Here is a 25,806-nt window from a genome sequence, read left to right as displayed (position 1 = left end):
CGTTAGAATGCGGGGCATGGATTTGAGTCAGCACTCTGCTGAGCAGAGCACCGCACCGGCCAAGGACACGAGGGCAAAGTCGTCGACTGTAATCAACATTGCGGCGATGGTGGTGGCTGGTTTTGTCGCCGGGTTCATCTCCCTGTTTTTCCTGGCAGACTCTCTTGCGGCGTTGGGTATTCCGGATCCGGGACGCTTAACGACGTTCGGCCTGCCCTTCTTCCGCGGCGCCGCCTGGATCCTGATGGCCCTGGCGGTGGGCTCATTTATGGTGTCGGCTTTCCTGATTCCGCCGGATGTGCCGGATAAGGACAATGAGCGCCTCATCGAGGCGCCGCTGACTGTCGATGGTCACTTGGCAGCCCGCACGGGTGCCCTGGCAGCGCTGGGTGTGGCGCTGGTGGCACTGGTCGAGGTGCCGCTGGTTCTGTCGGACTTGACTGGTACACCGTTCTTCCAGACCTTTAGCCCTGACATGATGTCGATTGCGCTGGGGCAGATTCCTACCGCGCAGGTGTGGTTGCTGACTGCCGGTATTGCGCTGCTAGTCGGCATTATGGGCTTGGTGAGCAAGCACTGGCGCATGCAGCCGATTCTGTTCGTTCTGGCCGTGGCTCAGGTGATTCCACTCGGTATGGAGGGCCACTCCGCTGCCGGTGGTGACCACGACTACGGCACCAACTCCTTCCTGTGGCACTTGGTGCTCATCGTGCTGTGGGTGGGTGGCCTGCTGGGACTGATTGCGCACGGGCGTCGTTTGGGCCCGAATATGCAAACTGCGGTTCGTCGTTACTCCAACGTGGCGCTGTTTGCGATTATCGGCCTGGCCATCTCAGGCTTGATTAACGCCGCTATCCGTATTGAGTTCGGCGATTGGTTTACCACTCGCTACGGTCTCATCATCGTCACCAAGACGGCGTTGACGATTGCACTCGCGCTGTTTGGCTTTGCGCATCGTCAGATCACTATGCCGCAGCTGAAAAACAAGCCACAGCTGTTTATCCGCGTGGCTATTGTTGAGGTCCTCGTTATGGCCGCCACCGTCGGTGTGGCCGGCACCATGGGCCGTACCCCGCCACCGCCACCGCGTGATCCGAACTTGAACTCCATGCAGATCCTCATGGGTTATGAGCTGCTGGAAGCACCGACGATGACGAATATCTGGACGATGTTCCGCTTCGACATCATGTTCGGCACCATCGCGCTGCTGCTGGCAGGTTTCTACCTCTACGCCCTCTACCGCCTGAAGCAGCGCGGCCTGACCTGGTCCGTAGGCCGCACCGTGTGGTTCATGCTGGGCTCACTGACGCTGTTTGTCGTCATGTCCACCGGCATTGGCCTCTACATTCCGGCGCTGTATTCCTATCACATGCTCGGCCACATGATTTTGTCCATGGTCGTGCCGCTGTTCTGGGTACTCGGCGCGCCGCTGACTCTGATTTTGGAAGCCTTCGAACCGGGCGAACCAGGCAAGCCCACCCTGCATGATTGGGTTGAGGCACTGACGAAGTCGAAGCTGCTGCGCTTTGTGACGAATCCTATCGTCAACCTGTTGCAGTTCCTGTTCTTCTTCTACGTCATCTACCTGTTTGCTGACCTGTATAACTTCGCCATTTCGGAGCATGCCGGTCACTTGATCATGAACTTCGCGTTCCTGATTTCTGGCTACATGTACTTCTGGGAGGTCATCGGCCCCGACCCACTGCCGAACCGTCGCCCGACGCCCATTCGTCTGCTGGTGCTGTTCATTTCCATGCCGATTCACCTTTTTGCCGGCGTATACCTCATGCAGCTGCAGACCATCCTGGGCTTGGAGTTCTACCAGTCCCTGCAGTTGCCGTGGGAGCCGGACCTGCGCATCGACCAGCGCGTTGGCGGCGGCATTGCCTGGGGCTTCGGCCAGTTCCCGCTGGTGATTGTCTTTGCCAAGCTGTTTATTGACTGGCTTCGCGATGACCGCGCCGACGCCGTGCGTTACGACGCCAAGGCAGACATTGACGATGACGCCGAGCTCGAGGAGTACAACCGCATGCTCCAGCAGATGCGCGGCGGCGATGATTCCAGCTTCCGCCAGTATTAGGAGCCGCTCTTTTTGCTTCGGAAGCGCGCTCTAGGACGCGCTTCTGTGGATAACCCGTCGTGAAAACGGCGGGTTTTTACCGTTTTAGTTTGGCTGCATGTAGTTATCCACAGGCTTTCGGCTTTGTGCTTGTTGGGGGTTGCAGTGCTTGGCGATGATGCACTTAAGGCACATCACCCGATGCGCCAGCACTTGATAACTCTTCACTGAGGAAGGAATCTCATGTCCCAGCTACCCATTACTATTAACGGCCACGTTGCAAAGGAACCGGAACTTACGAAGTACGCCGGTGATAAGTTCAAAACGCGTATGCGCGTGGCGTCGTCGCGTCGCTACGTAGAGCGCAATGACGACAAGGAAAAGAAGAACCAGTCGCCGGATTCTGCGGACCCGCAGGCGGCGCAGCAAAGCTCCAATGGACCGATTTGGCGCGATACTGACAATCTTTTTATTGAAGTAGAGATGTGGGGTCAGCTCGCCATTAATGTTCGCCGTTGTGTGGAAAAGGGCATGCCGGTGATCGTCATGGGTGCGCTGAACTCTTATGAGTGGACCGATGAGCAGGGCAAGAACCGCGAGCGGGTGGTAATCCGCGCGCAGTTCGTGGGCCTGGATTTGAATAAATTCGTCATTGGCGCGCATAAGGTCGAACGCTCAATGAACCCGCTGAAGTTGCCGCTGCCGGGCGATAGGGAAGACGAGCTGACCCCGGATAGGGACTTCAGCAATGCTGCTGAGGCCGCGGAGAAGGAAGCGGCGGAAGGGGAGTCCGCGCAGGGTGCGTCGCAGAGCTCCGCGCAAGATGCGACGAAGGATAGCGCGAAGGATACAGCTGCCGATGCCCAGTCGGCTCAGCAGTCTAGCGGTAGTTCGCAGCAGCGGCCGTCGAATCCGCGTCCGGCGCAGATGACTGCTTAGGCGCCCGGGGCGCATTGCCCCTGGAACTGGGGACTTGATGTACTCTTTGTGGTGATAAAAAATGTCCCAAAAATCTGCAAAGGGGAATCATGGGCGAATTCATCTACACGATGAAAAACGTGCGCAAGGCCATTGGTGACAAGGTCATTCTGGATGACGTCACCATGGCCTTTTACCCAGGCGCCAAGATTGGTGTGGTTGGCCCCAACGGTGCTGGTAAGTCTTCGATCCTGAAGATTATGGCCGGTTTGGACCAGCCTTCCAACGGCGAGGCTTTCCTCGATCCGGGTGCCACCGTGGGCATCCTGCAGCAGGAACCGCCGCTGAATGAGGAAAAGACTGTTCGTGAGAACGTCGAAGAGGGCCTGGGCGATATCTTCGAAAAGAAGCAGCGCTTCGAGGCCATCGCGGAAGAAATGGCCACCAACTACACCGATGAGTTGATGGAAGAAATGGGCAAGCTCCAAGAGGAGCTGGATGCTGCCGATGCTTGGGAGGTCGACTCCAAGATTGAGCAGGCCATGGAGGCTTTGCGCTGCCCGCCTTCCGATGCCCCGGTGAACAACCTTTCCGGTGGTGAGCGCCGCCGCGTGGCACTGGCCAAGCTGCTGCTGAGCGAGCCCGACCTGCTGCTGCTCGACGAGCCTACTAACCACCTGGACGCAGAGTCCGTGCAGTGGCTGGAGAAGCACCTGGAAAAGTACCCAGGTGCCGTCCTGGCCGTGACTCACGACCGCTACTTCCTGGACCACGTCGCGGGCTGGATCTGTGAGGTCGACCGCGGCAAGCTTTACCCGTACGAGGGCAACTACTCCACTTACCTGGAGAAGAAGCAGGAGCGCCTCGAGGTTGCTGGCAAGAAGGACGCGAAGCTGCGTAAGCGCCTGAAGGATGAGCTCGCATGGGTTCGTTCCGGTGCGAAGGCACGCCAGGCCAAGAACAAGGCCCGTCTGGAGCGCTACGAGGAGATGGCTGCTGAGGCCGAGAAGTACAAGAAGCTCGACTTCGAAGAAATCCAGATTCCAACCCCGCCGCGCCTGGGCAACAAGGTCGTCGAGGTCAAGAACCTGGTCAAGGGCTTCGATGATCGCGTCCTGATTAAGGACCTGTCGTTTACCCTGCCGCGCAACGGCATCGTCGGTGTCATTGGCCCGAACGGTGTGGGTAAGACCACCCTGTTTAAGACCATCGTGGGTCTCGAGGAGCCGGATTCCGGCACCGTCGAGGTCGGCGAGACCGTCAAGCTTTCCTACGTCGACCAGGGTCGCGAGAACATCGACCCAGAGGCCACCGTGTGGGAGGTCGTCTCGGGTGGACTGGATTACATCCACGTCGGCCAGAACGAAATGCCGTCTCGTGCGTACCTGTCCGCGTTCGGTTTCAAGGGCCCGGATCAGCAAAAGCCTTCCAAGGTGCTCTCCGGTGGTGAGCGCAACCGCCTGAACCTGGCGCTGACCCTGAAAGAGGGCGGCAACCTGATCCTCCTCGACGAGCCGACCAACGACCTCGATGTCGAAACCCTGGGCTCGCTGGAAAACGCTCTGGAGCAGTTCCCGGGCTGTGCAGTGGTCATTTCCCACGACCGCTGGTTCCTGGACCGCACCTGTACCCACATTCTGGCCTGGGAAGGCAATGTGGAAGAAGGCAAGTGGTTCTGGTTCGAGGGCAACTTCGGCGATTACGAGAAGAACAAGGTGGAGCGCCTCGGTGAGGAAGCTGCCCGTCCTTCCCGTGTCACCCACCGCAAGCTGACTCGTTAATTCGCGAAGGGAGAACACACATGGCAGAGAAATCAGTCGTTCATACTCACCGCATTCCGGTGCGCTGGTCCGATTTCGATATGTACCGGCACATGATGAATGCCAACTACATTGAGCTGGCACAGGAGGCGCGTTTCGCGTTCGCCAAGGACTACTTCTGGTCCCAGGACGCAGACTTTGCTTCCGTGGTCCGTCACCTGGATGTGGACTTCCGTTATCCGCTGATCTGGAATGGCAACCACACCGTCACCGTGGAATCCCAGGTCACCCGCGTCGGCAACACCTCTTTCACCGTTTACCAGGAGGTCAAAGACACCCAGGGCACGGTTACCTGTGTCATTGAGTGTGTGCAGGTCGTGGTCAATGAGGCCACGCAGCTGCCGCGTCCGCTCACGGACAAGGAGAAGGACATCCTGCTCAACACCGCTGCTGTTACGGTAGATGAGTAATTTTTAAACACTAAGGAGGGCCCGCGCCATGGTCAATGAAACACTCGAAGTTCGAGGTGGAGGACCAGGGTTGCGGGCCCTTCTTGCGCGTGCAGTTGGTCTGGACGCTACGGCTTCAGCACGGCTGCGCCAGCTTGACGATGACTCCGTCGACATCTTCGTCACCACCCCCTTCGAAGTCGTTGCCTCCCGCCGCATCCAGGGCACCGTCTCCCGCGATGGGGCAGTAGTCTCCGCCCACACCTTCCAGCAGGCACTCGAGACCGAAGCCACCACCTTGGACTTAGGCCCTGCCCGGGATCCGTCCTGGCCCGGTGCGCTGCCACCTGCCCAGGGCTTCCAGTTGCTCGATACATTGCCTGTCGATGTCGTCCGCAACCTCGCCGACGAAGGCCAAAAATTAGCCCGCCAATTCTCCGGGCCCATGGGCCCACCATCGAGTCTGCTCAACCAGACCGTCGTGACGGTTACCGGCCCGAAGCAGGAAGTCGAAATCCCCATGCGGATGATTTTCGCCTGCACCAACCTAGGCCTTATCCCAAGCTTCGCCGCACCCCTGGACATCCCACGCCACCTGCGCGTGTCCGGCCTATCGCGCTGGGTGCGTATCGATGCCCCCTTCGGCAGCGTCTACCACTCCACTCGTTTATCCCTGTTCTAGAGGAACAATCCGCCCATAATCGCCGCACCGAGCGCAATCGCCCATGCCGGCGTCTTCGTCCACTGCAAAAGTGCAAAGACGACTACTGCGAGCAGCCCCGTGGCCCAACCGGTGATTCCGTGGGTGAGGATCGGGTCCCACCACGCGGCCACCAGTAGTCCGATGACGGCGGCATTGACTGCACCGAGCGCATTGTGGAGCCATTCCACCTGGCGCCAGCGGCTCCAGAAATACAACGCAGCGAGTGTCAGTAGCGCGCCGGGGAGGAAGATAAACACCGTGGCCAGCACCGCACCTCCGATGCCGCCATCCACAGCGCCCAGGTAGGAGGCAAAGGTAAACATCGGTCCCGGTACGGCCTGCGCGGCAGAATAGCCGGCTAAGAACTCCGCCTGGGTGACCCAGCCGGTGATGACAAAGCGCTCTTCCAGCAGTGGCAGCACGACATGCCCGCCGCCAAAGACGAGAGCGCCCGAGCTATAAAAGGCCGAGGCTCGCTCCCAGAAGTAGCCACCGATTACCTGCGCCAGTATTGGCAGCACCACCAGCAGGCCACCAAAGGCCGCCAAGGAACCCACGCCCAGCCGTGCGGAGACTGCACGCAACGGTGTTTCCTTCGAGGCATCGGCAGCTTCGTAACCCAACCTGCCTCGCAGGATCGTGGCGCCCAGGATGGCGGCTAAGGCGAGCATCGGCAGCTGCCAGGACGTACCGGCCAGAATCAACACCAAAGCTGTCACCGCTGCGATCGCCCACCCGAAACCGGTGCGCAGCAGCTTTCCGGCCATGCCGATGACTGCGTGGGCGACCACGGCGACGGCTGCGGCGAGAAGGCCGGCGATGATGCCGGGGGCATCGCCAAGATGGTAGGCAAGACCTGCGAGTGCCATCAATAGGGCAGAAGGCAGGGTGAATAGCAGCCAAGACAGCCCCATGCCGGCTAGTCCGCCGCGGTGATAGCCCAGTGCCATGCCCACCTTGGACGAGGCGGGGCCGGGCAAGAATTGCGACATCGATACCAGCGCGGCATATGCGTTTTCGCCGACCCAACCGCGGCGGTGCACGAACTCTTCGCGGAAGTAGCCTAAGTGCGCGGCAGGACCGCCAAAACTGGTCCACCCGAGTGGTCCGAAGCTACGCAAAATCTCGAGGTTAGGGCGCATGCCAGGGAGCATATCTCAAAGTATGCCCCCTGTGGGGTTAGTCATAGTGAAATAATTTCTTGACGTGGATTTCTGTGGCACACTTTTGGGAAGGACATAACCTGGTCCTAATAGTCTTTACACCCCACAAGGAGGACAACCATGCGTATCGCAGTGCCTGCGGAGATCATGAACAATGAAAACCGCATCGCCCTTACCCCTACTGGCGCTGAAACCTTGGTAAAAGATGGTCACGAGGTCTACATCCAGGCCGGAGCTGGTGAAGGTGCTTCCTTCCCAGACGCTGACTACGAGGCCGCTGGTGCAACCATCGTGCCGACCGCCAAGGATGCTTGGGAAGCTGCTGAGCTGCTGCTGAAGGTCAAGGAGCCACTGGAAGAGGAGTACAAGTACCTGCACTCCGACCTGAAGGTGTTTACCTACCTGCACCTGGCCGCGGACCGCCCGCTTACCGATGCCCTGGTTAACTCCGGTGCCACCTCCATCGCGTATGAGACCGTCACCGATCGCCACGGCACCCTGCCGCTGCTGACCCCGATGTCCCAGGTTGCTGGCCGTCTCGCTGTGGTGGAAGGCGTTCACCACCTGCTGTCCACCCAGGGTGGCCGCGGCCTGCTGGTCTCTGGTGTTCCAGGCACCCAGCCGGCTCGCGTTGTCGTCATTGGCGGCGGCCAGGTTGGTGCTTCTGCAGTTGCTATGGCCCATGGCCTGCGCGCTGAGGTCACCGTGTTGGACCTGGATCCGCACGTGCTGCAGCGTTTCGACGACCAGTATCAGGGCGGCGTGCGCACCATGATTTCGGATCCGGCCACCATTGAAAAGGAGCTTAAGGAAGCTGACCTGGTCATCGGTGCCGTGCTCATCCCGGGCGCTGCCGCACCGAAGCTGGTCCGTGAGGAGACCGTCAAGAAGATGAAGAAGGGCGCCGTGCTTGTCGATGTCGCCATCGACCAGGGCGGTTGCTTCGAAAACTCCCACAAGACCTCGCACGACGATCCGACCTTCAAGGTCCACGACACCGTCTTCTACTGCGTGGCTAACATGCCAGGCGCTGTGGCAAACACCTCTGCGCGTGCGCTGAACTCGGCCACCCTGCCATACATCCGCGCTATCGCCTCTGGCGGTCTGGACGCTGCTGTCGAGCGCTTCCCGGGCCTGGCCGGCGGCATCATGACCCGCGATGGCCAGCTCATCTCCGAGCCGGTCCGCAAGGCCTTCGACTGGAAGGATTAATTCCTTCCAGTTTCGATTGGAAGGACTAGTTCCTTCCGGCTAACGCTCGTTAATCGGGTCGATTAACGAGCATTCCCGCCACCCTTTGCATGTGGTCCCAGATCATGTGCCGATAGGCTGGCGGGATTGTTTCTTCGTCGATGCGGTCAAGCGAGTTCTCCATGAGCTCCAACCACCGCAGGGCGGCGGCGCGGTCGACGGGGAAGCGCGCGTGCCGCATCCGCAGGCGGGGGTGCCCGCGGTTTTCGGAGAAGTGTTGTGGTCCGCCCCAGTACTGCATGAGGAACCACTTGAGGCGGTCGTGGGCGCCGTCCATGTCATCTTCGGGATACATAGGTCCCAAGATGTCGTCGTCTTTGACTTGCTCGTAGAAGCCGCCGACTAACTTGTCGAAGGTCGGCTCACCGCCAATCGCGCTAAACACGCTGTCCATATATTTAGAACTCTTCTTCCTTGCGGGGGTCAGGGATACCGATGCCGTGCGGGTACGGGGTGGTAATGCCCTGTGCGTTCATGACGTTGAGGATACGGGACTGCAGGAAGCGCTGAACATCCCACTGGCGGCCTGGCATGGTGCGAATCGACACGCGGAAGGAAACGTAGTCCGGTTCGAAGTTGGACATGCCGTCCACGCGTGGTTCGGCCAAAACCAGGTCGCGAATCTTGTCATCCTTCGCGGCGTGCTTGACTGCTTCTTCGATGACGTTGCCGGCAGCTTCAGTGTCGTTGGACAGACCGACTGGGATCTGCAGTCGCGCGACGGAGTAGTCGGAGGAGTGGTTTGCCACTTGCAGAATCTCACCGTTGCGGACATACCAGAGTGCGCCGTCGATATCGCGGACCGTCGTCACGCGCAGGGAAATCGACTCCACGTCACCAAAGATGCCGTCGCCCAAGTCAATGGTGTCGCCGATGCCGTACTGGTCTTCGAGCAACATGAAGATACCGGAAAGGAAGTCCTTGACCAGGGACTGCGCACCGAAACCAAGGGCGACACCAATTACACCCGCAGAAGCAATCAGCGGCGCGACGTTGACACCGAGTTTGCTCAAAATGTCGAGCGCAGCCCAGACCCAGACGACGATGGCCGCAGCTGAGCGGGCCACACCGGCCAGCGTCCTAATACGCGAGACGCGTCGGCCTTCACGGGCCTTTTTCTGAGCGTCGGTTTCATCGGCGCGCTTGCCGCGCCGCTTGGAACGGCGCTTTGCTTTATCGGAGTCGATGCGGCCGTTTTTGATGCTGTTGTTGGCCACCTTGGTGATACCGCGGCGCAGCAGCCAGTGCAGTACCAAAGCGACGATCAGGGTAATGCCGATGCCGATGGGGGTTTCGATCAGCCAGCGCTGAGCCAGGTCGCTTTGCCACCACTGCTGTACTGCGTCGGCAGTTTCGGCCGCGGTTTGTCCGGCAGTGGACGCGGCCGCAAGAGTCTCTACAGTCATTGCAACTTTCTGTCGGTAGGGAATTGAACCTCATAGAGTCTAGCGACCCAGGATTAAGGAAGCCTGTGTGAATTTAAAGCCCGCTCGCCCTATTAAAAATGAACAGCTTGGTCTACACTGAGGCAGCATGAGTGAGAAGCGTGTCACAGGATTTTCCTCCCGTTCCATCCATGCTGGCTACCAGCCAGATTCCCACATGGGCTCCATCAACGTGCCGATTTACGCCTCCACCACCTTCGCCCAGGACGGCCTGGCACAGTTGCGCGGCGGCTTCGAATACGGCCGCGTGGCTAACCCCACGGTGCGAGCACTAGAAAACACCCTCGCCGCCTTAGAAGACGCCAATTACGCCCGCGTCTTTTCCTCCGGCATGGCTGCCGTCGACACCGTCCTGCGCATCCTCTTGCGCCCCGGCGCCCACATCATTTTGGGCTCCGACGCCTACGGCGGCATGTTCCGCCTGCTTCACAACGACTACGGCGATTGGGGAGTAGAACTCACCATCGTTGACACCTCCAACCCGCAGGCAGTCGAAGATGCCCTGCGCGAGAACACCAAGCTCATCTGGCTAGAAACCCCCACCAACCCCGCGACCACCATCACCGACATCGCCGAGGTTGCCGCCCACAAAGGTAACGCCCAGATTCTCGTCGACAACACCTTTGCCACCCCCTACCTGCAAAACCCGCTCGCCTTGGGCGCCGACCATGTCCTGCACTCGACCACTAAGTACCTCGGCGGGCATTCCGATGTCCTCGGCGGGGCAGTGGTCACCAACGATGCACACATGGACGAACGCCTGCTCTACTTCCAGGGCAACGTCGGCGCAGTTTCTTCGCCTTTCGATGCCTACCTCACCGCCCGCGGCATCAAAACCTTAGGCCTGCGCATGGATCGCCACTGCCAGAACGCTCAAGCCGTCGCGGAGTACCTCACCACCCGCCCGGAGGTCAGCGAAGTCCTCTACCCAGGTCTGCCGACCCACCCAGGCCACGACATCGCAAAGCAACAAATGAGCGGTTTCGGCGGCATGTTATCCATCCGCTTCCACGATCCCGCCCACGCCGAGCAAATCTGCAAAAACACCCGGCTTATCTGCCTGGCAGAATCCCTCGGCGGCGTCGAATCGCTCATCGAGCACCCTCGCAAAATGACGCACCTATCCGCCGAAGGTTCCGCACTCCTGCCCGGCGCTGACCTGGTGCGCCTCTCCGTCGGCATCGAAGACATCGAAGACCTGCTCGCCGACTTAGAGCAGGCCTTCGCCGCCCTTTAACCCAGCGCGATCCGCACCAGGGAGCCTGCCGTCCGGTCGGTTTCCTGCAGCATCAGCGGGTCTGTGCCCGGCATCGGCGAAATCGTCGTATCCGGCCATTGCGCGTACGTCGGGATGCCCACGATGTGCAAACGCTTATCGATGTCCCCATCACCCCGGACAACCAACCTCTCCCAGGTAGTCTCCGGCGAACCCGTGGCGTTGCCGTGGTCGACAAACGACCGCACGCGATCTGCAATCGAGACCGCCAGCGGGTCCGCCGCACGCCGAATATCCGGCTGATGCATCCACGCATCCACCAGCCAGTCCGAGCTCGCCTCGCCTGCACTACCGCGGAGCTCAAACTGCTTTCCGATGCCCAACCGCGGCCGCCCACCCACGAAGCGGACCAGACCCGCTTCGATGAGCGCCAGCAACTGTCGCGTGCGGAACAGCGGCGGACCAGAACCAACCATCTGACCAAAGGCCATCAACTGCCGGTACGCACCCTGCCGGGACTCCCAGGTCATCCGACCTTCCGAACCTGCAATCGAGGACTGCTTGCGCGAGGACGCCACCGCCCACAGCGCCGACTTCAACGGGGAATCCTGCGCCGCGACAGCCTCCCGAATATCGCGTGCCAAGCCCTTAGCAATAAACGCAGTGAGCTCCTCCGATCCTTCACCATCGAAATCTGCCAACGGATCCGACCAATGCGCCAAATCCAGCGGTTCTGTCGACACGTCTTCCAACGCGTCGCGCAGCTGGTTAGCCATCGTCTTCAGGTCCGCCCCGTCGACCACCGTCTCGTCAATGCGCTCGACGATTTTCTCGAGGGGAACTTGCAGCGCCTCTGGCTCCACGCGCGCTTGGGTTTCGTAGTATTCCGCGTACGCATCTCGCAGAATCGCCGGCAACAGGTCGACGCCGAAGTCGACTTCATCGCCAAGCTGACCCAACGCCGCGTTGAAGCGCACCAGCTTCGCCTTTGGCGGCAGCGAGTGGTACTCCGATTTCGGAATAAACGGATACCCGCGCCCCGACGCCACGACCAAGCGCGGTTCCTTGCCTGAAGCCTCGTAATGCAGCCCGGCAGGGGAGTCGTCTTCCACGAAGCGTCCACCGCGGCCCGCGGTCACCAGCGCCATGACGTCAAAGAAGCCCATGCCCAAGCCACGGACGAGGACTTCCTGGTCGGCGGGGACATCGGCAAGCGGTTGCTCCACCGGATTATCCGGGCGCACCCAGTGCAGGCCTGCCTCAGCGATGTGCTCCTCGCTTTCGGTCAGACCCGGGACCTGCCAGCCATAGGCCAGCACCGTCGCATCCGCGCGCACTTCAGTCCCATCAGCCAGCTCAATAACGTCGTGGTCGCCGCGCTCGTGCACACCCACCGCGCGGCTGTGGTGCTGATGCACCGTCACGTTCTCCGGCAGCTGCGCCAGTGCGACTTCCATGAACCACTCGATGTATGCGCCGTAGAGCGCACGCGACGGATTCGACTCCGGCTTCGACGCCTTCAGTTCCTCCGCGAACGCCTCCGCGACTGCCGGATCTGCCGGATGTGCACGGTAGGTTGCGACCTTTTCTGGCTTAATGCCATCTTCCTCACCGCGCAGTAGCTGAATCCACTCGTACTGCGTCGGGCCCTCCAACACCGGCGCGGTCATGGTGGACTCCGGCTCGGTAAACAGCGTGACCGCACCGGCGAGCGTGTTCATGCACAGCGTGCGCGTCTGGTCCGTTTCCCAGATTCGGCCCGCGCCGTGCTGGGCATCGTCGACGAGGTGAATATCCAACGCCGCGTTATCAGCAGGCAGGTGCGCGGCGATGCGCTCAATGAGTGATACCCCGCGCGGACCCGCGCCAACGATGGCAATAGCAGACAATTTATTCTTCCTTAAAACGCAGATGAGGCTAGAAAACACTCTAGTACTAGACTTCTTTGTCTAGTCTAACTATAACGCCTGGTTCGGGATGTGTTAAATTCACGTATCTAAACCTATTCCTCACCTACTGAAAAGAGCGAGACGTGAAGCGCATACTCGTCAGTGTCGTTGCCGCCGCCAGCTTATTGGCTGGCTGCTCGGCTGCGGTGCGGGCAGACGGGGAGGAAAACGTCCTCACCTATCTCGAGCCGCAGTTCTTCCGCACCCTCTACCCGCCGGCAGCCGGTTTTTATCCCAACGGCGGCGTGGTCAACCAGATCACCGACCGCCTGCTCTACCAGGACCCGGAGACCCTGGAGCTTTCGCCCTGGATTGCCACCGAGCTGCCCGAAATCAACGACGACGCCACCGAATACACCTTCAACATCCGCACCGATGTCACCTATTCGGATGGCTCGCCGCTAACGGCCGAGAACGTCGTGGCCAACTTCGACCTCTACGGCCTCGGCGATGAGGAACGCACCCTGACCGCCTCGGAGCAGATTGCCAACTACGAGCGCGGCGAAGTCATCGACGACGACACCGTCCGTTTCCATTTCTCCGCCCCGTCCCCGGGCTTTCTGCAGGCCACCGCAAGCTTTAACGCTGGCTTGCTTTCCGATGCCTCCTTAGCCCTCGACAACGAAGGCTTCGGCCCCGGCAATGCCACCGAAGTTATTGGCTCCGGCCCGTTTGTCATTGAATCCGAAGAAATCGGCACCGACCTGCGCCTGTTCGCCCGCGAGGACTACGACTGGGCCCCACCAGCAATGGAGAAGCAGGGCCGCGCCGACATCGACGGTGTGCACTACATCCTCGCCCCGGAAGAATCCGTTCGCACCGGCGCCATCGTGTCGGGCCAGGCCGATATTGCGCGCCAGATTTCTGCGCCGCAGGAGCCGTTGCTGCAGGAGCAGGGGGTGGGCATCGTCACGCATGGCACCAACTCCATGAACAATCAGCTCGCCTTCCGCTTCGACCACCCGCGGCTGCAGGACCAGCGCGTGCGCGAGGCGATTATCCATGGCATCGACCGCGAGGAAATCCTCCGCGTGCTCTTCTCCGAGTCCTACCCGCTGGCCACCGCCCCTGTTGCCGCCACCGGCCTGGGCTACAAGGACCAGTCCGCTGCCTACAGCTTCGACCCGGAGCAGTCCGAGCGCCTGCTTGACGATGCCGGCTGGACCCCCGGCCCCGACGGCATCCGCACCAAAGACGGCGATCGCCTCGTCCTGCGCACCAACATCGCACTGCCGCAGCCCCGTTCCGCCGAGGTCATGACCATGGTCCAGGACCAGCTGCACCGCATCGGCATCGACATCCAGGTCAACGCCGGCGACCAGGCCACCCAGAACGCTGATGCCAAGGACGTGGAGAAGGTGCAGATGTACCACTCCATGGTCGCCCGCGCCGACTACGATGCTATTACCTCCTACTACGGGCTGAACAACCGCGACGCCTTCCTCAACCAGGACTCTGAGGGCAACCCGATTGATGCGCACCTGCAGGACCTGCTGGAGAAAGTCACCGACACCGCCGACGATGCCGGCCGCGAAGCCGCCGTCGAGGAAGTCCAGGACTACCTCACCGAAAAGGCCTACGTTCTGCCGCTGTTTGAAGAACCCCAGGTCTACGCCGTGGCGGAATCCGTCGAGGGTTTCCAGCCTGAGGCCGTAGCCCGCCCGTCCTTCTACGGCGTATCCATCGACCGCGATAACGGGGGCGCTTAAATGACTAAGAAACAGATTCTCTCTCGCATTGGCCAGGCAGTCATCGTGCTGCTGGTGACCTACACCGTGGCCTTTTTGCTGCTGTCCGCACTGCCTTCCGATGCCGTCCAGTCCCGCTACGGCGACCCCTCCCTCGGCCTGTCCCAAGCCGAAATCGACGCCATCCGCGAAGACATGGGCGTGGACCAACCCCTGGTGGTCCAGTACTTCACCTCATTGGTCGGCTTTTTGACCGGTAACTTCGGCAACTCGACCCAAACCGGCGCGCCTGTCGCCCAGCTGATTGCCGATGCCCTCCCGCACACCCTGGCCCTGGCCGCCTGCGCGATAGGCCTAGCGATCATCGTCGCACTGCTGCTGGCCTTCCTGGCCACCCTGCCGGGCTCCGGCGCGATTGGCACCTTCGCCCGCTCGCTGCCGTCCTTCCTGGTCTCCCTGCCGGGTTTCTGGATCGGCATCCTGCTCATCCAGTTCTTCTCCTTCCAGCTCGGCTGGGTCCGCGTCATCGAACCCGGCACCATCGAGGGCCTGCTGCTTCCAACACTCACACTCGCCGTACCGATGACCGCCCCGCTGACCCAGGTGCTCAACCGCTCGCTGGAAGAAACCCAATCCCAGCCCTTCGTCCAGGCGGTCCGCGCCCGCGGTGCGAGCGAGACCTGGATCTTCTGGAAGAACGTCCTACGCAACTCCCTGTTGCCGGTGCTGACCATGGTCGGCCTGCTCTTCGGCGAACTCGTCGGCGGCGCCGTGGTCACCGAAACCGTCTTCGGCCGCACCGGTCTGGGCCAGATGACCGCCCAGGCCGTCGCCAACCGCGATACCCCAGTCCTGCTGGCCGTCGTGCTCATCGCCGCGACCGCCTACGTCATCATCAACCTCATCGTGGACCTGCTCTACCCAGTCCTGGACGTGCGCCTGCGCGCCACCAACACCGAGAACGCCGACAAGGCAGACAAGAAGGTGAAGGCATGACCACCGCCAACGTCTTGAACAAGCCGCGCAAGCGCCAGCGCACCAACCCCTGGACTGCGCCGGGGTCGATCATCTCCATCATCGTGCTGGTCATCGCTTTTACCGCGGCACTCTTCCCGTCGCTGTTTACCTCCGCCGACCCTTATGCCGGCACCGACGTCGCCCTGCTCCCGCCTGGCGATGGCCACCTCATGGGCACCGACTCCGTCGGCCGCGACCTCTATGCCCGCATCGTCTACGGTGCGCGCCAGTCCCTACTCGGCGCTGTCGTCGCCGTCGCAGTGGGCCTGCTCGTCGGCACGCTGCTTGGCCTGCTCGCGGGTGCGCTGCGCGGGTGGGTAGAAACCATCGTCATGCGCATCGTCGATGTGCTGCTGTCCATCCCCGGCATCCTCCTGTCGCTGTCCATCATCATCGTGCTGGGCTTCGGTTCTCTGCAGGCCGCCGTCGCCGTGGGCGCCACCTCCGTGGCTACCTTCGCGCGCCTGGCCCGCTCCCAGGTCATCACCGTTGCCAACGCCGATTTCGTCGAAGCCGCCTACGGTGCCGGCTCCACCCGCATGCAGGTGCTTTTTCGCCACATCCTGCCCAACTCACTGACCCCGGTCATCGCCCTGGCCACCCTGCAGTTCGGTTCTGCCATCCTGCAGCTGTCCATCCTCGGCTTCCTCGGCTACGGCGCCCCGCCGCCCACGCCGGAATGGGGCCTGATCATCGCCGAAGGCCGCGACTTCATGACCACCGCCTGGTGGCTCATCATTCTGCCTGGCCTGGCGATTGTCGCCGTCGTCATGTCCGCCAACCGCTTGTCCCAGAACCTGAAGGTGGAGGCTTAAATGTCTTTGCTCGACATCAATGATCTCAGCGTGTCCTACCACTCCGGCAACCGCTCCGTCGCCGCCGTGCGCGGGGTGAGCCTGCAGGTTCAACCTGGCCAGGTGACCGCGATTGTCGGCGAGTCCGGCTCCGGCAAGTCCACCTCCGCCATGGCCGCGATTGGCCTGCTGCCGGACAACGCCACCATCGACGCCGGCACCCTCCACTTCGAAGGCCAGGACGTCACTGCTTTCGACAACGCCAAGTGGCGCCAGCTGCGCGGCAAGCGCATCGGCCTGATTCCGCAGGACCCCAACAACTCGCTTAACCCGCTAAAAACCATCGGCGCCTCTGTCGAAGAAGGCCTGGCCATCCATCACGTCGGCACGCCCGAGTCCCGCCGCCAGCGCGCCATCGAGCTGCTCGACCGCGTCGGCATCGACGACCCGGAGCGCCGCTACGCCCAGTACCCGCACGAGCTCTCCGGCGGCATGAAACAGCGCGTGCTCATCGCCGCCACCGTGGCACTCGAGCCGGACCTCATCATCGCCGATGAGCCCACCTCCGCCCTCGACGTCACGGTCCAGAAAATCATCCTCGATCTGCTTGATGAGATGCGCGCCGAAAACAACATCGGCTTGCTGTTTATCACCCACGACCTGGCTGTGGCAGGTGACCGCGCCGACCACATCGTCGTCATGGAAGCCGGCGAGGTCCGCGAATCCGGCCTGGCAGCCAACGTCCTGGTCAACCCCAAGGACGCCTACACGCAGCGCCTGCTTGCCGATGCCCCCTCACTCAGCACCATCCCACCCCGCCGGCATCGCAACGCCGAGACCCTCGTGGAGGTCGACAACCTCACCCAGCGCTACGGCGATTTCACCGCCGTCAACGACATCTCCTTCACGGTGGCCAAGGGCACTACGCACGCATTGGTAGGGGAGTCCGGCTCCGGCAAGACCACCACCGGCCGCAGCGTCGCGCTGTTTAATAACCCCACCGAGGGCAGCATCCGCGTCGGCGGCCGCGACGTCGTCGGTTTGCGCGGCGCCAAGCTTCGCGATGAACGCGCCAACATCCAGCTGGTCTACCAAAACCCCTATAGCTCGCTGGACCCGCGGCGCAGCATCGGCGACACCATCGCTGAACCCCTGCGCAACCTGCGCGGCGCCAACAAAGCCACTGCCCGTTCCAAGGCCAAGGAATTCCTCGAACTCGTCGCACTCGACCCCGACTACTACGACCGCCGCCCCCGCGAGTTGTCTGGTGGCCAACGCCAACGCGTCGCCATCGCGCGCGCGATGATCGTGGAACCCGAACTCGTCGTCCTCGACGAGGCCGTCTCCGCCCTGGATGTCACCGTTCAGGCCCAAATCCTCCGCCTGCTCGACGACCTCCAACGCGAACTCGACTTAACCTATATCTTCATCTCCCACGACCTCGCCGTGGTCAACCAAATCGCCGATACCGTTTCTGTGTTATCCCACGGCAACCAAGTCGAATACGGCCCCACCCGCGACGTCTTCAGCAACCCCCAATCACCTTTTACCCAGCAACTCATCACCGCCATCCCCGGCTCCCGCTACCGCGGCGGCGACCTCAATCTGGGCCTTTAGTCAAAGCCCCAAAGCCAACTGAAAGGAAATCATGGACATCATCAATCACCTCTCCACCGCACCACAGGACATCCTTGACCTGCGCGCGCGGAGGGCGGATGCGCAGGAGAATGCGCAGGCATCGTTTAGCGCACTGCTCGAACCTGAGAACCCCGGCACGTTTACCTACACCGAGCGCTACGCCGTCGCCGCTTTCATCGCTGGCATCACCCAGGACACCCGCGCCTATGAGTTCTACGCAGAACTGCTTTCCGATGACTCCTCCCTCAACCTTCAACCCGCCATCACCCGCGGCCGCATCGCCGGCCCCTACCACGACGGCAAGTTCGTCACCTTCAGCGTCCTGGATTACGGTGAGCGCCTCGCCGCAGCCTTCGACTTTGCGCACCTGCTGATTTTCCACCCGAAGGACGCCACCCCGGGCGCGATTGGTCATTTGCAGGAGGCCGGCTGGTCGGATGATGACATCGTGAGCTTGGCCCAGCTGATTTCCTTCCTGGCTTTCCAGCTGCGCGTCATCCACGGACTCAACGTCCTCGGCGGCGCCGAGATCGCGACCCCGGAGGCCTGCGAAGCTAAAGAATCCAACCCCAACTGGCAGCCTGGCCCGCGCACTGAGCTTCCCGATGTCGTCGCACCCCAAGGCTTCGTCGCCCATCCACTCGGCTGGCGCCCCTGGGTACCCGCCGTACCCAAAGACGAGATGACCGAGGCGCAAAAAGACTCACTCATCAAGCCGGAGCGCATCGATATGCCGTATTTCCGCCTGCTCGCCCGTGACCCAGCCGCTCTGCTGGCGCGCACTCGCACCGACCTGGATATCTTCTACAACACCGACGGCGGCCTCGGCCGTGCCGAACGCGAGCTTTCTGCCACCGTCACCTCCCGCTACAACGGCTGCGAGTACTGTGCCTCGGTCCACCAGGCCCGCGCGAAGGAAGAGGGTGGGGATGCGGAGGCCATCGATAAGCTGCTTGCCGATGGCCCCACAGCCGACCTCGGCACCACCTCCTGGAACGCCCTGCGCGATGCCGCCCTGGACCTCACCGCAACGCCAGTTCGATTTGATAAAACGAACGTCGAGGAGTTGCGCAACGTCGGCCTGAACGAGCTTGCGATTATCGACGTGATTAACTCCGCATCCTTCTTCAACTGGGCAAACCGCCTCATGCTGACTCTCGGCGCACCGGATGTGCCGCGCCGTTTTCGTTAGCCTGGGGCTATGAGCGACAAGATTGCAGTAGTAACTGGAGCAACCGGCGGAATGGGCCGGGAAATCATCGACGGCCTGGCGCGCGACCACCACGTCTACGCGCTGGGACGTCGCGCCGCGGAGCTGGAGGGCCTCGACAACGTCACACCCGTACCGGGCGACCTGCGCGCCGGGCTGGATGAGGGCATTGAGCTTCCCGAACTCGACCGCGTCGACGTGCTTGTCCACGCCGCAGCCGTTGCGGAGAAGTTCTCCGTCGACTCCGCCAGCGTGGAGGATTGGCGCGCCCACATGGACTTAAATGTCCACGCGCCGGCGGAGCTGACCAGGGTTTTGCTGCCAAAATTACGCGCTGCAGGCGGAATAGTTGTCTTTATCAATTCAGGAGCAGGGCGTACCAGCTACGGCGACAATGTTGTCTATGCAGCCAGCAAACATGCCCTCTACGCGCTTGCCGACGGCCTTCGCCTAGCTGAGCAGGACATTCGCGTCTCCACGGTAGCCCCGGGGCCGACCGATACACCGATGCTGCAAGGCCTGCAGGACTACAATCCGGCACATGTTATTGCCCCCGCAGAAGTTGCCCGCGCGATTCGCTTTGTGGTCGATACAGGCGCAACGACGCAGCTCACAGACGTGCAAGTGCGACCCCGTATTGAGCTAAACCAACGGGTGAAATAAGTAATTGTTATGCCAGGGCTGTATTTGTGAAGACAGATTCGTTAGAATCAGGCCTCGTGAATACCCCCTCGAGGCGCCGACCTGCCTATCTCGTCATCGCAGACTCGCTGCGCAGCCAGATTGCTGAGCAGAAGCTGAAGCCGGGAGAGCGGTTCCCCACAGAGCGCGAACTAGTACAAGAATTTGGCGTAGCCCGCATGACGGTGCGCCAAGCTCTCGATATTTTGCAGATTGAAGGGCTCATCGACCGCAAACGCGGCCGTGCCGGTGGCACGTTCGTCCGCGCTATCCCACCGACTCTCGACCTCACCTGCCCAGAAGGTGTTATTGGCCAGCTGGACAAGCGCGGTGAGGACATCGAGATCAAACTCGTCTCCTGCGTCAAAGCCGAGGTGCTCAAAAACATCGGCGCCAAACTCGGCGTCGAAGACGGCACCGCAGTTTGGGAGGTCAAGCGCCTCGTCTGCGACGGCGACGACCCGCTGCTGGTTTCCAGCCTGGTCATCCCCGTTGACCTCGCACCGGACCTGGACCAGCAAAAACTCAACCAGCCCCTCGCAGACGTCATGGCCAGCTACGGGCTGCGTCCGGTCTTTAAGCGCGAGACCGTCTGCGCTGCCAACGCCCGCAAAGAAGAACAGCGCCTGCTAGGCGTGAGCCGTTCTTACCCGATGTTGCGTTTGCAGCGCATCGCGAAGCTGTCGACGGGGCAGGTCATGTGCTACATGGAAGAGACCTTGCGCTCTGATGCAGCCAACGTGGAGGTCACGCTTGGCGATGACCCCGCCTCACAACTCGACTAACCCGCATCCACCTGCTGGTTGCGCAGCGCGCGGGCCACACGGTCGCGCTGCTCGACGATGGTGCGGCGCAGACCACCCGGCAGGTCGCGCTCTAAGAACTTATCGGCGCGCGCAATGCCTTCTTCGCTGATATCCCAGGACGGGAAGAGCCCCGTCACCGTGGTCAAGGCGACCTCGTGGGATTTAGCGCCCCAGATGTCTTCGGCGACCTCGTAGAACTTGGCCGTCGGCAGGTAGTCATCCGCACCCGGATAGACCATGCCCTCCAGCTTCGAGGTCATCTCACGATTGCCCAGCTGACCTGCAACCAGCTCGTTCCACAGCGCCTGCTTCGACTCCGCAGTATTGACCGCAGCCTTCGCACGCAGCGCAAACTGGTGTCCGGTGGCAGAGTTATCCAGATCCAACTGCTTAGCGACGATCTCCTCAACATCCTCAATCGCCCCATCCGCAGCCAGTGCCGCCACCGCGGACCAGCGCAGACCAGCATCATCGGAGGTATCCAACACCGACTGCAGGTAGTCGCGCGTGCCGTTGGTCAATGGCAACTTGGCCAGTGCTTCGGTGTAGATAATCGCGCGCTCCGGGGAGGAGTTCTGGGCGCCGTGGAGTAGGGTATCGGCAAGCATAGTGCTGTGCGATGCCCACTCCGGCGCAGCAAAGTTCCTCTGCGCATTGCGTGCCTGCAGCAGCACGCGCTCGAGTACTGCCAGCTCGGTTTCGGCCTGCGCACCGCGAGCGACCAGCGCGACGAAGTCGCGGGCGCGCATCTTTCCGGCACGGGTCATCTCCCAGGCAGTCGACCAGCACAGGGTGCGTGCCATCGGGTCGGCAAACTTATCGATGTGCCCGACCATAAAGTCCCGGGACGCCTCATCCAGTTCGATAAGGCAGTAGGTCAGGTCGTCATCGTTAGGCAGCAGGAAGTCCGGGCGCTGCTTGCCAACCAGCTGCGGCAGCTCCGTTTCTGCACCTTCGATATCGAGCTCGAAGTGCTCCACGCGTTCCACGGAGTCGCCGCTCAGGCTGTAGCCGCCAACGGCCAGGCGGTGACGGCGCAGAGTATCGCCGGTCTGAACCAGCTTCGCGGCGGTGATGGTGCCGTCTTCTTCGGTTTCGATGCGCAGGGTGTTGACACCGGTGGTCTTGAGCCACTGCTGTGCCCAGAAGGACAGGTCGCGACCCGAGGCTTCCTCGAGGTGACCCAGCAGGTCCGCGAAGGTCGCATTGCCCCAGGCATGTGCCTTGAAGTGGCGGCGCACACCGGCAAAGAAGTTCTCGCGACCGACGTAGGCCTGCAGCTGCTTCAACACGGACGCGCCCTTGGCGTAGGTGATGCCGTCGAAGTTCTGCTCCACGGTCTCGATATCGGAGGCGTCGGTGGAAATCGGGTGGGTGGTCGGCAGCTGATCCTGCTGGTAGGCCCAGGCCTTCTCGACATTGGCGAAGGTCACCCACGCGGTGTCGTATTCGGTTTCCTCCGCCTGCGAGATCGCGGCAGCCCAGGTGGCAAAGGACTCGTTGAGCCACAGATCGTCCCACCAGTCCATAGTGACCAGGTCGCCGAACCACATGTGAGCCAGTTCGTGGAGGATCGTATCGGCGCGGCGCTCGTACTTGTAGTGGGTGGCCTGGGAGCTAAACACGTACTCGTCGCGAATGGTCACACAACCGGCGTTTTCCATCGCACCGGCGTTGAATTCCGGCACGAAGACCTGGTCGTACTTGCCAAACGGGTACGCAAAACCGAAGTTGCGGTGGTAGAAGTCAAAGCCCTGTTTGGTTTCGGTAAACAGGCGCTGGTGGTCGAGGGCATCGGCAAGCGATGCTCGGCAGTACAGACCCAGCGGAACCTCCAGCTGGCCTGCCTCGGTGCCGTTTTCTGGGTGCTCGGTCAGCTCACCGCGCCAGGTATCGCGCACCTCGTGGTACGGGCCCGCGCACAGCGCCACCAGGTAGGTCGACAGCGGCACATCAATCTCGGCGTGTCGCAGCCCGTCGCGCTCCTCGACGGGCGAGTTGGTGATGAGCTTCCAGTCCGCCGGGGCATCGAAGTGCAGCGAGTAGGTCGCCTTCAAATCCGGCTGGTCGAAGCACGCGAACACACGCTTGGCATCCGCCGTTTCGAACTGGGTGTAGAGATAAGGCTGGTTATCGGCCGGATCGACAAAGCGGTGCAAGCCTTCACCGGTACGCGAGTACTTCACCTTTGCGTTGACCACCAGGGTGTAGTCGCCCGGCTCCAGGTCCTCCAGCTGGATGCCGGCCTCCGCGTCATAAGAATCGGTGGGAAGGGCGGTGTCGTTGAGGGTGGCATCGATAAGCTTGTCTGCCCGAAGGTCAATAAAGGTCGAACCTGCCTGCTTGACCTGGAAATCCACGACGGTGCGGGTATCGAAGTATTCGGCGTCGTGGAGGTTGAGGGTGACGTCGTAGTGGGCGACATCGAGAAGCTGCGAGCGGTGCGCTGCTTCAACGCGAGTGAGGTTCGTAGAAGTCACGTGTTCTCCTTTATCGATGAATAGTTTCCTGCATATACCCTAGTCCCGTGTCTAGGGTGGGGGACATGAGTGAGCAAAAAGTACAGTTCTGGTTCGACGTTGTCTGCCCGTTTGCGTGGGCTACTTCCCGCTGGATTAAGGAAGTAGAAAAAGTCCGCGAGATCTCCGTGGAATTCCTGCCGATGTCCCTGTCCGTCTTGAACGACGGCCGCGACCTCGACCCGGACTACATGGAGGCAATGAAGGCCAACTGGGGTCCCGCGCGAGTCTTTGCCAAGGTCGCCGCTGAGGAGCCTTCCAAGGTCGATGAGCTTTACACCGTGATGGGCGAGCGCATCCACGGCAACGACGAAGGCGGCAAGCAGGGCTTTGGTGCTTACGACGACATCATTGCCGAGTCTTTGGAGAAGGTTGGCCTGCCGGCGTCTTTCGCCGAGGTAGCGAACACCGAGGACTATGACGAGAAGCTGCGCGAGTACCACGAGTCCGGCATTTCTGCTGTCGGCGATGAAGTCGGCACCCCGGTGGTCAAGCTCGGCGATACCGCGTTCTTCGGCCCGGTTATCACCCGCGTTCCTACCGGTGAGGATGCAGGCAAGCTTTTCGATGCCTCCGTCCAACTCGCCGAGTTCCCCTACTTCTTCGAACTCAAGCGCACCCGTACCGAGAAGCCGCAGGTGTAGTCAGCGCTTGCGTTCTTGGGGCCAGTAGCCGCGGGAACCAAGAACGACGCACAGAATGATGGTCGCCGGGAGGGAGACGAGGCCTGCAATGTTGATAATTGGCAGGTAGGCCTGGGCTTGGAATTCTTCCCAGGCGGCCATCGTCCAGCTGCCCCAGGATGCGACGGCTAGGGCAGCGAAGAAGAGACCGGTGAATTTTGTGCGGGGCAGTTCTACCTTGAGGAAGAAGCAAAAGACCACGATGTGAGTAATCGTGACGATGAGTGCTCCGATAAGGCTGGCCAGAAATGATGGCAGCATCCCCAGCACGATGCACAGCACCACACTGACAATGGTGGCGATGAGGAGTCTGTGCCTGGTTCGCATGTGGCCTAGACTACTTAAATCGCTTTAAGCGGGTAGGGTTGGTGCCATGCGCGTTTATCTAGGAGCAGACCACGCAGGGTTCGAGACGAAGAATGCTATCGCCGAGCACCTGCAACAACAGGGACACGAAGTTATTGACTGCGGCGCCCACGAATACGACGCCGAAGACGACTACCCAGCATTTTGCATTGAAGCTGCACAGCGCACCGTGGATGATCCAGGCGCGCTGGGTATCGTGCTGGGCGGTTCCGGCAACGGCGAGCAGATCGCCGCTAATAAGGTGCAGGGCGCACGCTGCGCACTGGCGTGGTCGGAAGAAACCGCCCGCCTGGCGCGTGAGCACAACAACGCCCAGCTCATCGGCATCGGTGGCCGTATGCACTCCGAGTCCGAGGCACTCGCCATCGTTGACGCCTTCTTGGACCAGGAGTGGTCCCGTGCCGAGCGCCACCAGCGCCGCATCGACATCCTCGCCGAGTACGAGCGCACCGGCATCGCCCCGGAGGTTCCCGAAGCGCAGTAGGAACTTCCGTTAGCCGTTTAAAAAAGCGCGTGGTTGAGCAAGTTGCTCTCCACGCGCTCTTTTTGTGTCCCTATTGGCCGCTGAACTCGCGCTTGCGCTAGTTCGCTAGTTCATGTCGGCCGGGTGGGTGCCGCCGCGGCCTTCCTCGCCGCGGTCGAGGGCGGTGATGGCGGTCATTTCGTCATCGGAAAGCTCGAAGCCGAAGACGTCGAAGTTCTCGGCGATGCGCTCCGGCGTTGCGGACTTCGGGAAGACGATGATGCCGTTTTGCAGGTGCCAGCGAATAATCACCTGGGCAGGGGAGACGTTGTGGGCCTTGGCGGCATCGGCGATTTCGGGCTGATCGAAAAGATCGGTCTTGCCTTGGCCCAGCGGGCCCCAGGCTTCGATGCGGATGTTCTGGTCACGGAAGCCGTCGAGCTCGCGCCAGCGCTGCAGGTAGGGGTGGAGCTCGACCTGGTTGACGGCCGGGCGGACCTCGGTGTGGGTTTCGATCTCCTCGAGGTGCTCGAGTTCGAAGTTGGAGACGCCGATGGACTTGGTCTTGCCGGCATCGCGAAGCTCGATGAGCTGCTTCCAGGCCTCGACGTAGTTGCCGTTGTCCGGGCACGGCCAGTGGATGAGGTAGAGGTCGACGTAGTCCAGGCCGAGCTTTTCCAGGGACTCATCGAGAGCTGCAGCCGCATCGGTTTGGCGGTCGTTCCACAGCTTGGTGGTGACAAACAGCTCCTCGCGCGGGATGCCGGAATTAGCAATCGCGCGGCCGACACCTTCCTCGTTGCCGTAGATGGCAGCGGTATCGATGTGTCGGTAGCCCACGCGCAGGGCCTCAGCGACCAATTCCTCGGTCTTCTCCGGGTCGACCTGGAATACACCAAAGCCGAGCTGGGGGATGTCGTTTCCGTCGTTGAGAGTGATCTTGTCAACAGTCATGGCGCCCAGCTTAACTAAAAACGGATCACCTAAGCGGCAGTAGACCTTTTCCGGTCTGCTGCCTGCGGTGATAT

At 61.4% G+C, this 25,806-nt stretch carries 23 protein-coding genes; 16 read left to right on the top strand and 7 right to left on the bottom strand.

Annotated features, from left to right (window positions below; all coding sequences use genetic code 11):
* Positions 1-16: 16 nt before the first annotated feature.
* The 5 genes from UL81_RS08910 (at position 17) to UL81_RS08890 (ending at position 5,868) form a co-directional block, all read left to right on the top strand.
* Positions 17-2,080 (top strand): cytochrome c oxidase assembly protein, encoded by a 2,064-nt coding sequence (locus UL81_RS08910; protein ID WP_144407180.1) that lies wholly within the window; start codon positions 17-19, stop codon positions 2,078-2,080.
* A 222-nt stretch (positions 2,081-2,302) separates the two neighbouring features.
* Positions 2,303-2,998, top strand: a complete 696-nt coding sequence (locus UL81_RS11520; RefSeq protein ID WP_052097747.1) for a single-stranded DNA-binding protein — start codon at positions 2,303-2,305, stop codon at positions 2,996-2,998.
* Between the two features lie 89 nt (positions 2,999-3,087).
* Positions 3,088-4,758 (top strand): energy-dependent translational throttle protein EttA, encoded by a 1,671-nt coding sequence (ettA, locus tag UL81_RS08900; RefSeq protein WP_035105849.1) that lies wholly within the window; start codon positions 3,088-3,090, stop codon positions 4,756-4,758.
* A 20-nt stretch (positions 4,759-4,778) separates the two neighbouring features.
* Entirely contained in the window at positions 4,779-5,207 is a 429-nt protein-coding gene (locus tag UL81_RS08895; RefSeq protein WP_035105850.1) for an acyl-CoA thioesterase, read from the top strand.
* Between the two features lie 28 nt (positions 5,208-5,235).
* The gene (locus UL81_RS08890) at positions 5,236-5,868 is read left to right on the top strand and encodes a hypothetical protein (protein WP_046453502.1); all 633 of its coding nucleotides are present in this window, start codon (positions 5,236-5,238) and stop codon (positions 5,866-5,868) included.
* On the opposite strand, the gene chrA is transcribed toward UL81_RS08890, so the two are convergent.
* Positions 5,865-7,031, bottom strand: coding sequence for a chromate efflux transporter (chrA, locus tag UL81_RS08885; protein ID WP_035105958.1), 1,167 nt, complete (start codon positions 7,029-7,031; stop codon positions 5,865-5,867). The genes UL81_RS08890 and chrA overlap by 4 nt on opposite strands.
* Positions 7,032-7,172: 141 nt before the next feature.
* Here chrA and ald point away from each other — a divergent pair, with 141 nt between their 5' ends.
* Entirely contained in the window at positions 7,173-8,264 is a 1,092-nt protein-coding gene (ald, locus tag UL81_RS08880) for an alanine dehydrogenase (RefSeq protein WP_035105851.1), read from the top strand.
* Between the two features lie 49 nt (positions 8,265-8,313).
* Here the strand turns inward: ald and UL81_RS08875 are convergent, their stop codons facing one another.
* Positions 8,314-8,697, bottom strand: a complete 384-nt coding sequence (locus UL81_RS08875; protein WP_035105852.1) for a globin — start codon at positions 8,695-8,697, stop codon at positions 8,314-8,316.
* Positions 8,698-8,701: 4 nt separating this feature from the next.
* Entirely contained in the window at positions 8,702-9,709 is a 1,008-nt protein-coding gene (locus tag UL81_RS08870; protein WP_035105853.1) for a mechanosensitive ion channel family protein, read from the bottom strand.
* A gap of 127 nt (positions 9,710-9,836) precedes the next feature.
* Between UL81_RS08870 and UL81_RS08865 the strand changes: the two genes are divergently transcribed.
* Positions 9,837-10,985, top strand: a complete 1,149-nt coding sequence (locus UL81_RS08865; RefSeq protein ID WP_046453501.1) for a cystathionine gamma-synthase — start codon at positions 9,837-9,839, stop codon at positions 10,983-10,985.
* On the opposite strand, the gene UL81_RS08860 is transcribed toward UL81_RS08865, so the two are convergent.
* Positions 10,982-12,853, bottom strand: a complete 1,872-nt coding sequence (locus tag UL81_RS08860) for an FAD/NAD(P)-binding protein (protein WP_035105854.1) — start codon at positions 12,851-12,853, stop codon at positions 10,982-10,984. The genes UL81_RS08865 and UL81_RS08860 overlap by 4 nt on opposite strands.
* Positions 12,854-12,996: 143 nt before the next feature.
* On the opposite strand from UL81_RS08860, the gene UL81_RS08855 reads away from it, so the two are divergent.
* From UL81_RS08855 to UL81_RS08825, 7 genes are read left to right on the top strand one after another with little or no spacing between them, the layout of a single operon-like run.
* Positions 12,997-14,622: a TIGR04028 family ABC transporter substrate-binding protein gene (locus tag UL81_RS08855; RefSeq protein WP_035105855.1), complete on the top strand. Its 1,626-nt coding sequence runs from the start codon at positions 12,997-12,999 to the stop codon at positions 14,620-14,622.
* Positions 14,623-15,597: an ABC transporter permease gene (locus tag UL81_RS08850; RefSeq protein WP_035105856.1), complete on the top strand. Its 975-nt coding sequence runs from the start codon at positions 14,623-14,625 to the stop codon at positions 15,595-15,597.
* Positions 15,594-16,433: an ABC transporter permease gene (locus tag UL81_RS08845; protein ID WP_046453500.1), complete on the top strand. Its 840-nt coding sequence runs from the start codon at positions 15,594-15,596 to the stop codon at positions 16,431-16,433. The genes UL81_RS08850 and UL81_RS08845 overlap by 4 nt, the downstream gene beginning before the upstream one ends.
* Positions 16,434-18,029 (top strand): dipeptide ABC transporter ATP-binding protein, encoded by a 1,596-nt coding sequence (locus UL81_RS08840; protein ID WP_035105857.1) that lies wholly within the window; start codon positions 16,434-16,436, stop codon positions 18,027-18,029.
* Between the two features lie 28 nt (positions 18,030-18,057).
* A complete protein-coding gene (locus tag UL81_RS08835) occupies positions 18,058-19,242 on the top strand; it encodes an alkylhydroperoxidase domain protein (RefSeq protein ID WP_046453499.1) in 1,185 nt (394 codons plus the stop codon).
* A 9-nt stretch (positions 19,243-19,251) separates the two neighbouring features.
* On the top strand, positions 19,252-19,923 hold the full coding sequence (locus UL81_RS08830; RefSeq protein WP_035105858.1) for an SDR family oxidoreductase: 672 nt from the start codon (positions 19,252-19,254) through the stop codon (positions 19,921-19,923).
* Between the two features lie 56 nt (positions 19,924-19,979).
* Complete coding sequence (locus UL81_RS08825) at positions 19,980-20,726, top strand: GntR family transcriptional regulator (RefSeq protein WP_046453498.1); 747 nt, start codon at positions 19,980-19,982, stop codon at positions 20,724-20,726.
* On the opposite strand, the gene pepN is transcribed toward UL81_RS08825, so the two are convergent.
* Positions 20,723-23,227 (bottom strand): aminopeptidase N, encoded by a 2,505-nt coding sequence (pepN, locus tag UL81_RS08820; protein ID WP_035105859.1) that lies wholly within the window; start codon positions 23,225-23,227, stop codon positions 20,723-20,725. The genes UL81_RS08825 and pepN overlap by 4 nt on opposite strands.
* Before the next feature lie 65 nt (positions 23,228-23,292).
* Here pepN and UL81_RS08815 point away from each other — a divergent pair, with 65 nt between their 5' ends.
* Positions 23,293-23,910: a mycothiol-dependent nitroreductase Rv2466c family protein gene (locus UL81_RS08815; protein WP_046453497.1), complete on the top strand. Its 618-nt coding sequence runs from the start codon at positions 23,293-23,295 to the stop codon at positions 23,908-23,910.
* Here UL81_RS08815 and UL81_RS08810 read toward each other — a convergent pair whose 3' ends face one another.
* A complete protein-coding gene (locus UL81_RS08810; RefSeq protein ID WP_144407179.1) occupies positions 23,911-24,276 on the bottom strand; it encodes a hypothetical protein in 366 nt (121 codons plus the stop codon).
* A 46-nt stretch (positions 24,277-24,322) separates the two neighbouring features.
* On the opposite strand from UL81_RS08810, the gene UL81_RS08805 reads away from it, so the two are divergent.
* On the top strand, positions 24,323-24,799 hold the full coding sequence (locus UL81_RS08805) for a ribose-5-phosphate isomerase (RefSeq protein WP_035105861.1): 477 nt from the start codon (positions 24,323-24,325) through the stop codon (positions 24,797-24,799).
* A 105-nt stretch (positions 24,800-24,904) separates the two neighbouring features.
* On the opposite strand, the gene UL81_RS08800 is transcribed toward UL81_RS08805, so the two are convergent.
* On the bottom strand, positions 24,905-25,732 hold the full coding sequence (locus UL81_RS08800; protein ID WP_035105960.1) for an aldo/keto reductase: 828 nt from the start codon (positions 25,730-25,732) through the stop codon (positions 24,905-24,907).
* Positions 25,733-25,806 lie beyond the last annotated feature (74 nt).

This window comes from Corynebacterium camporealensis (assembly GCF_000980815.1).
GTDB lineage: Bacteria > Actinomycetota > Actinomycetes > Mycobacteriales > Mycobacteriaceae > Corynebacterium > Corynebacterium camporealense.
Note: the sequence above shows the minus strand (reverse complement) of the source record. Positions and strands in the feature narration are given on the sequence as shown.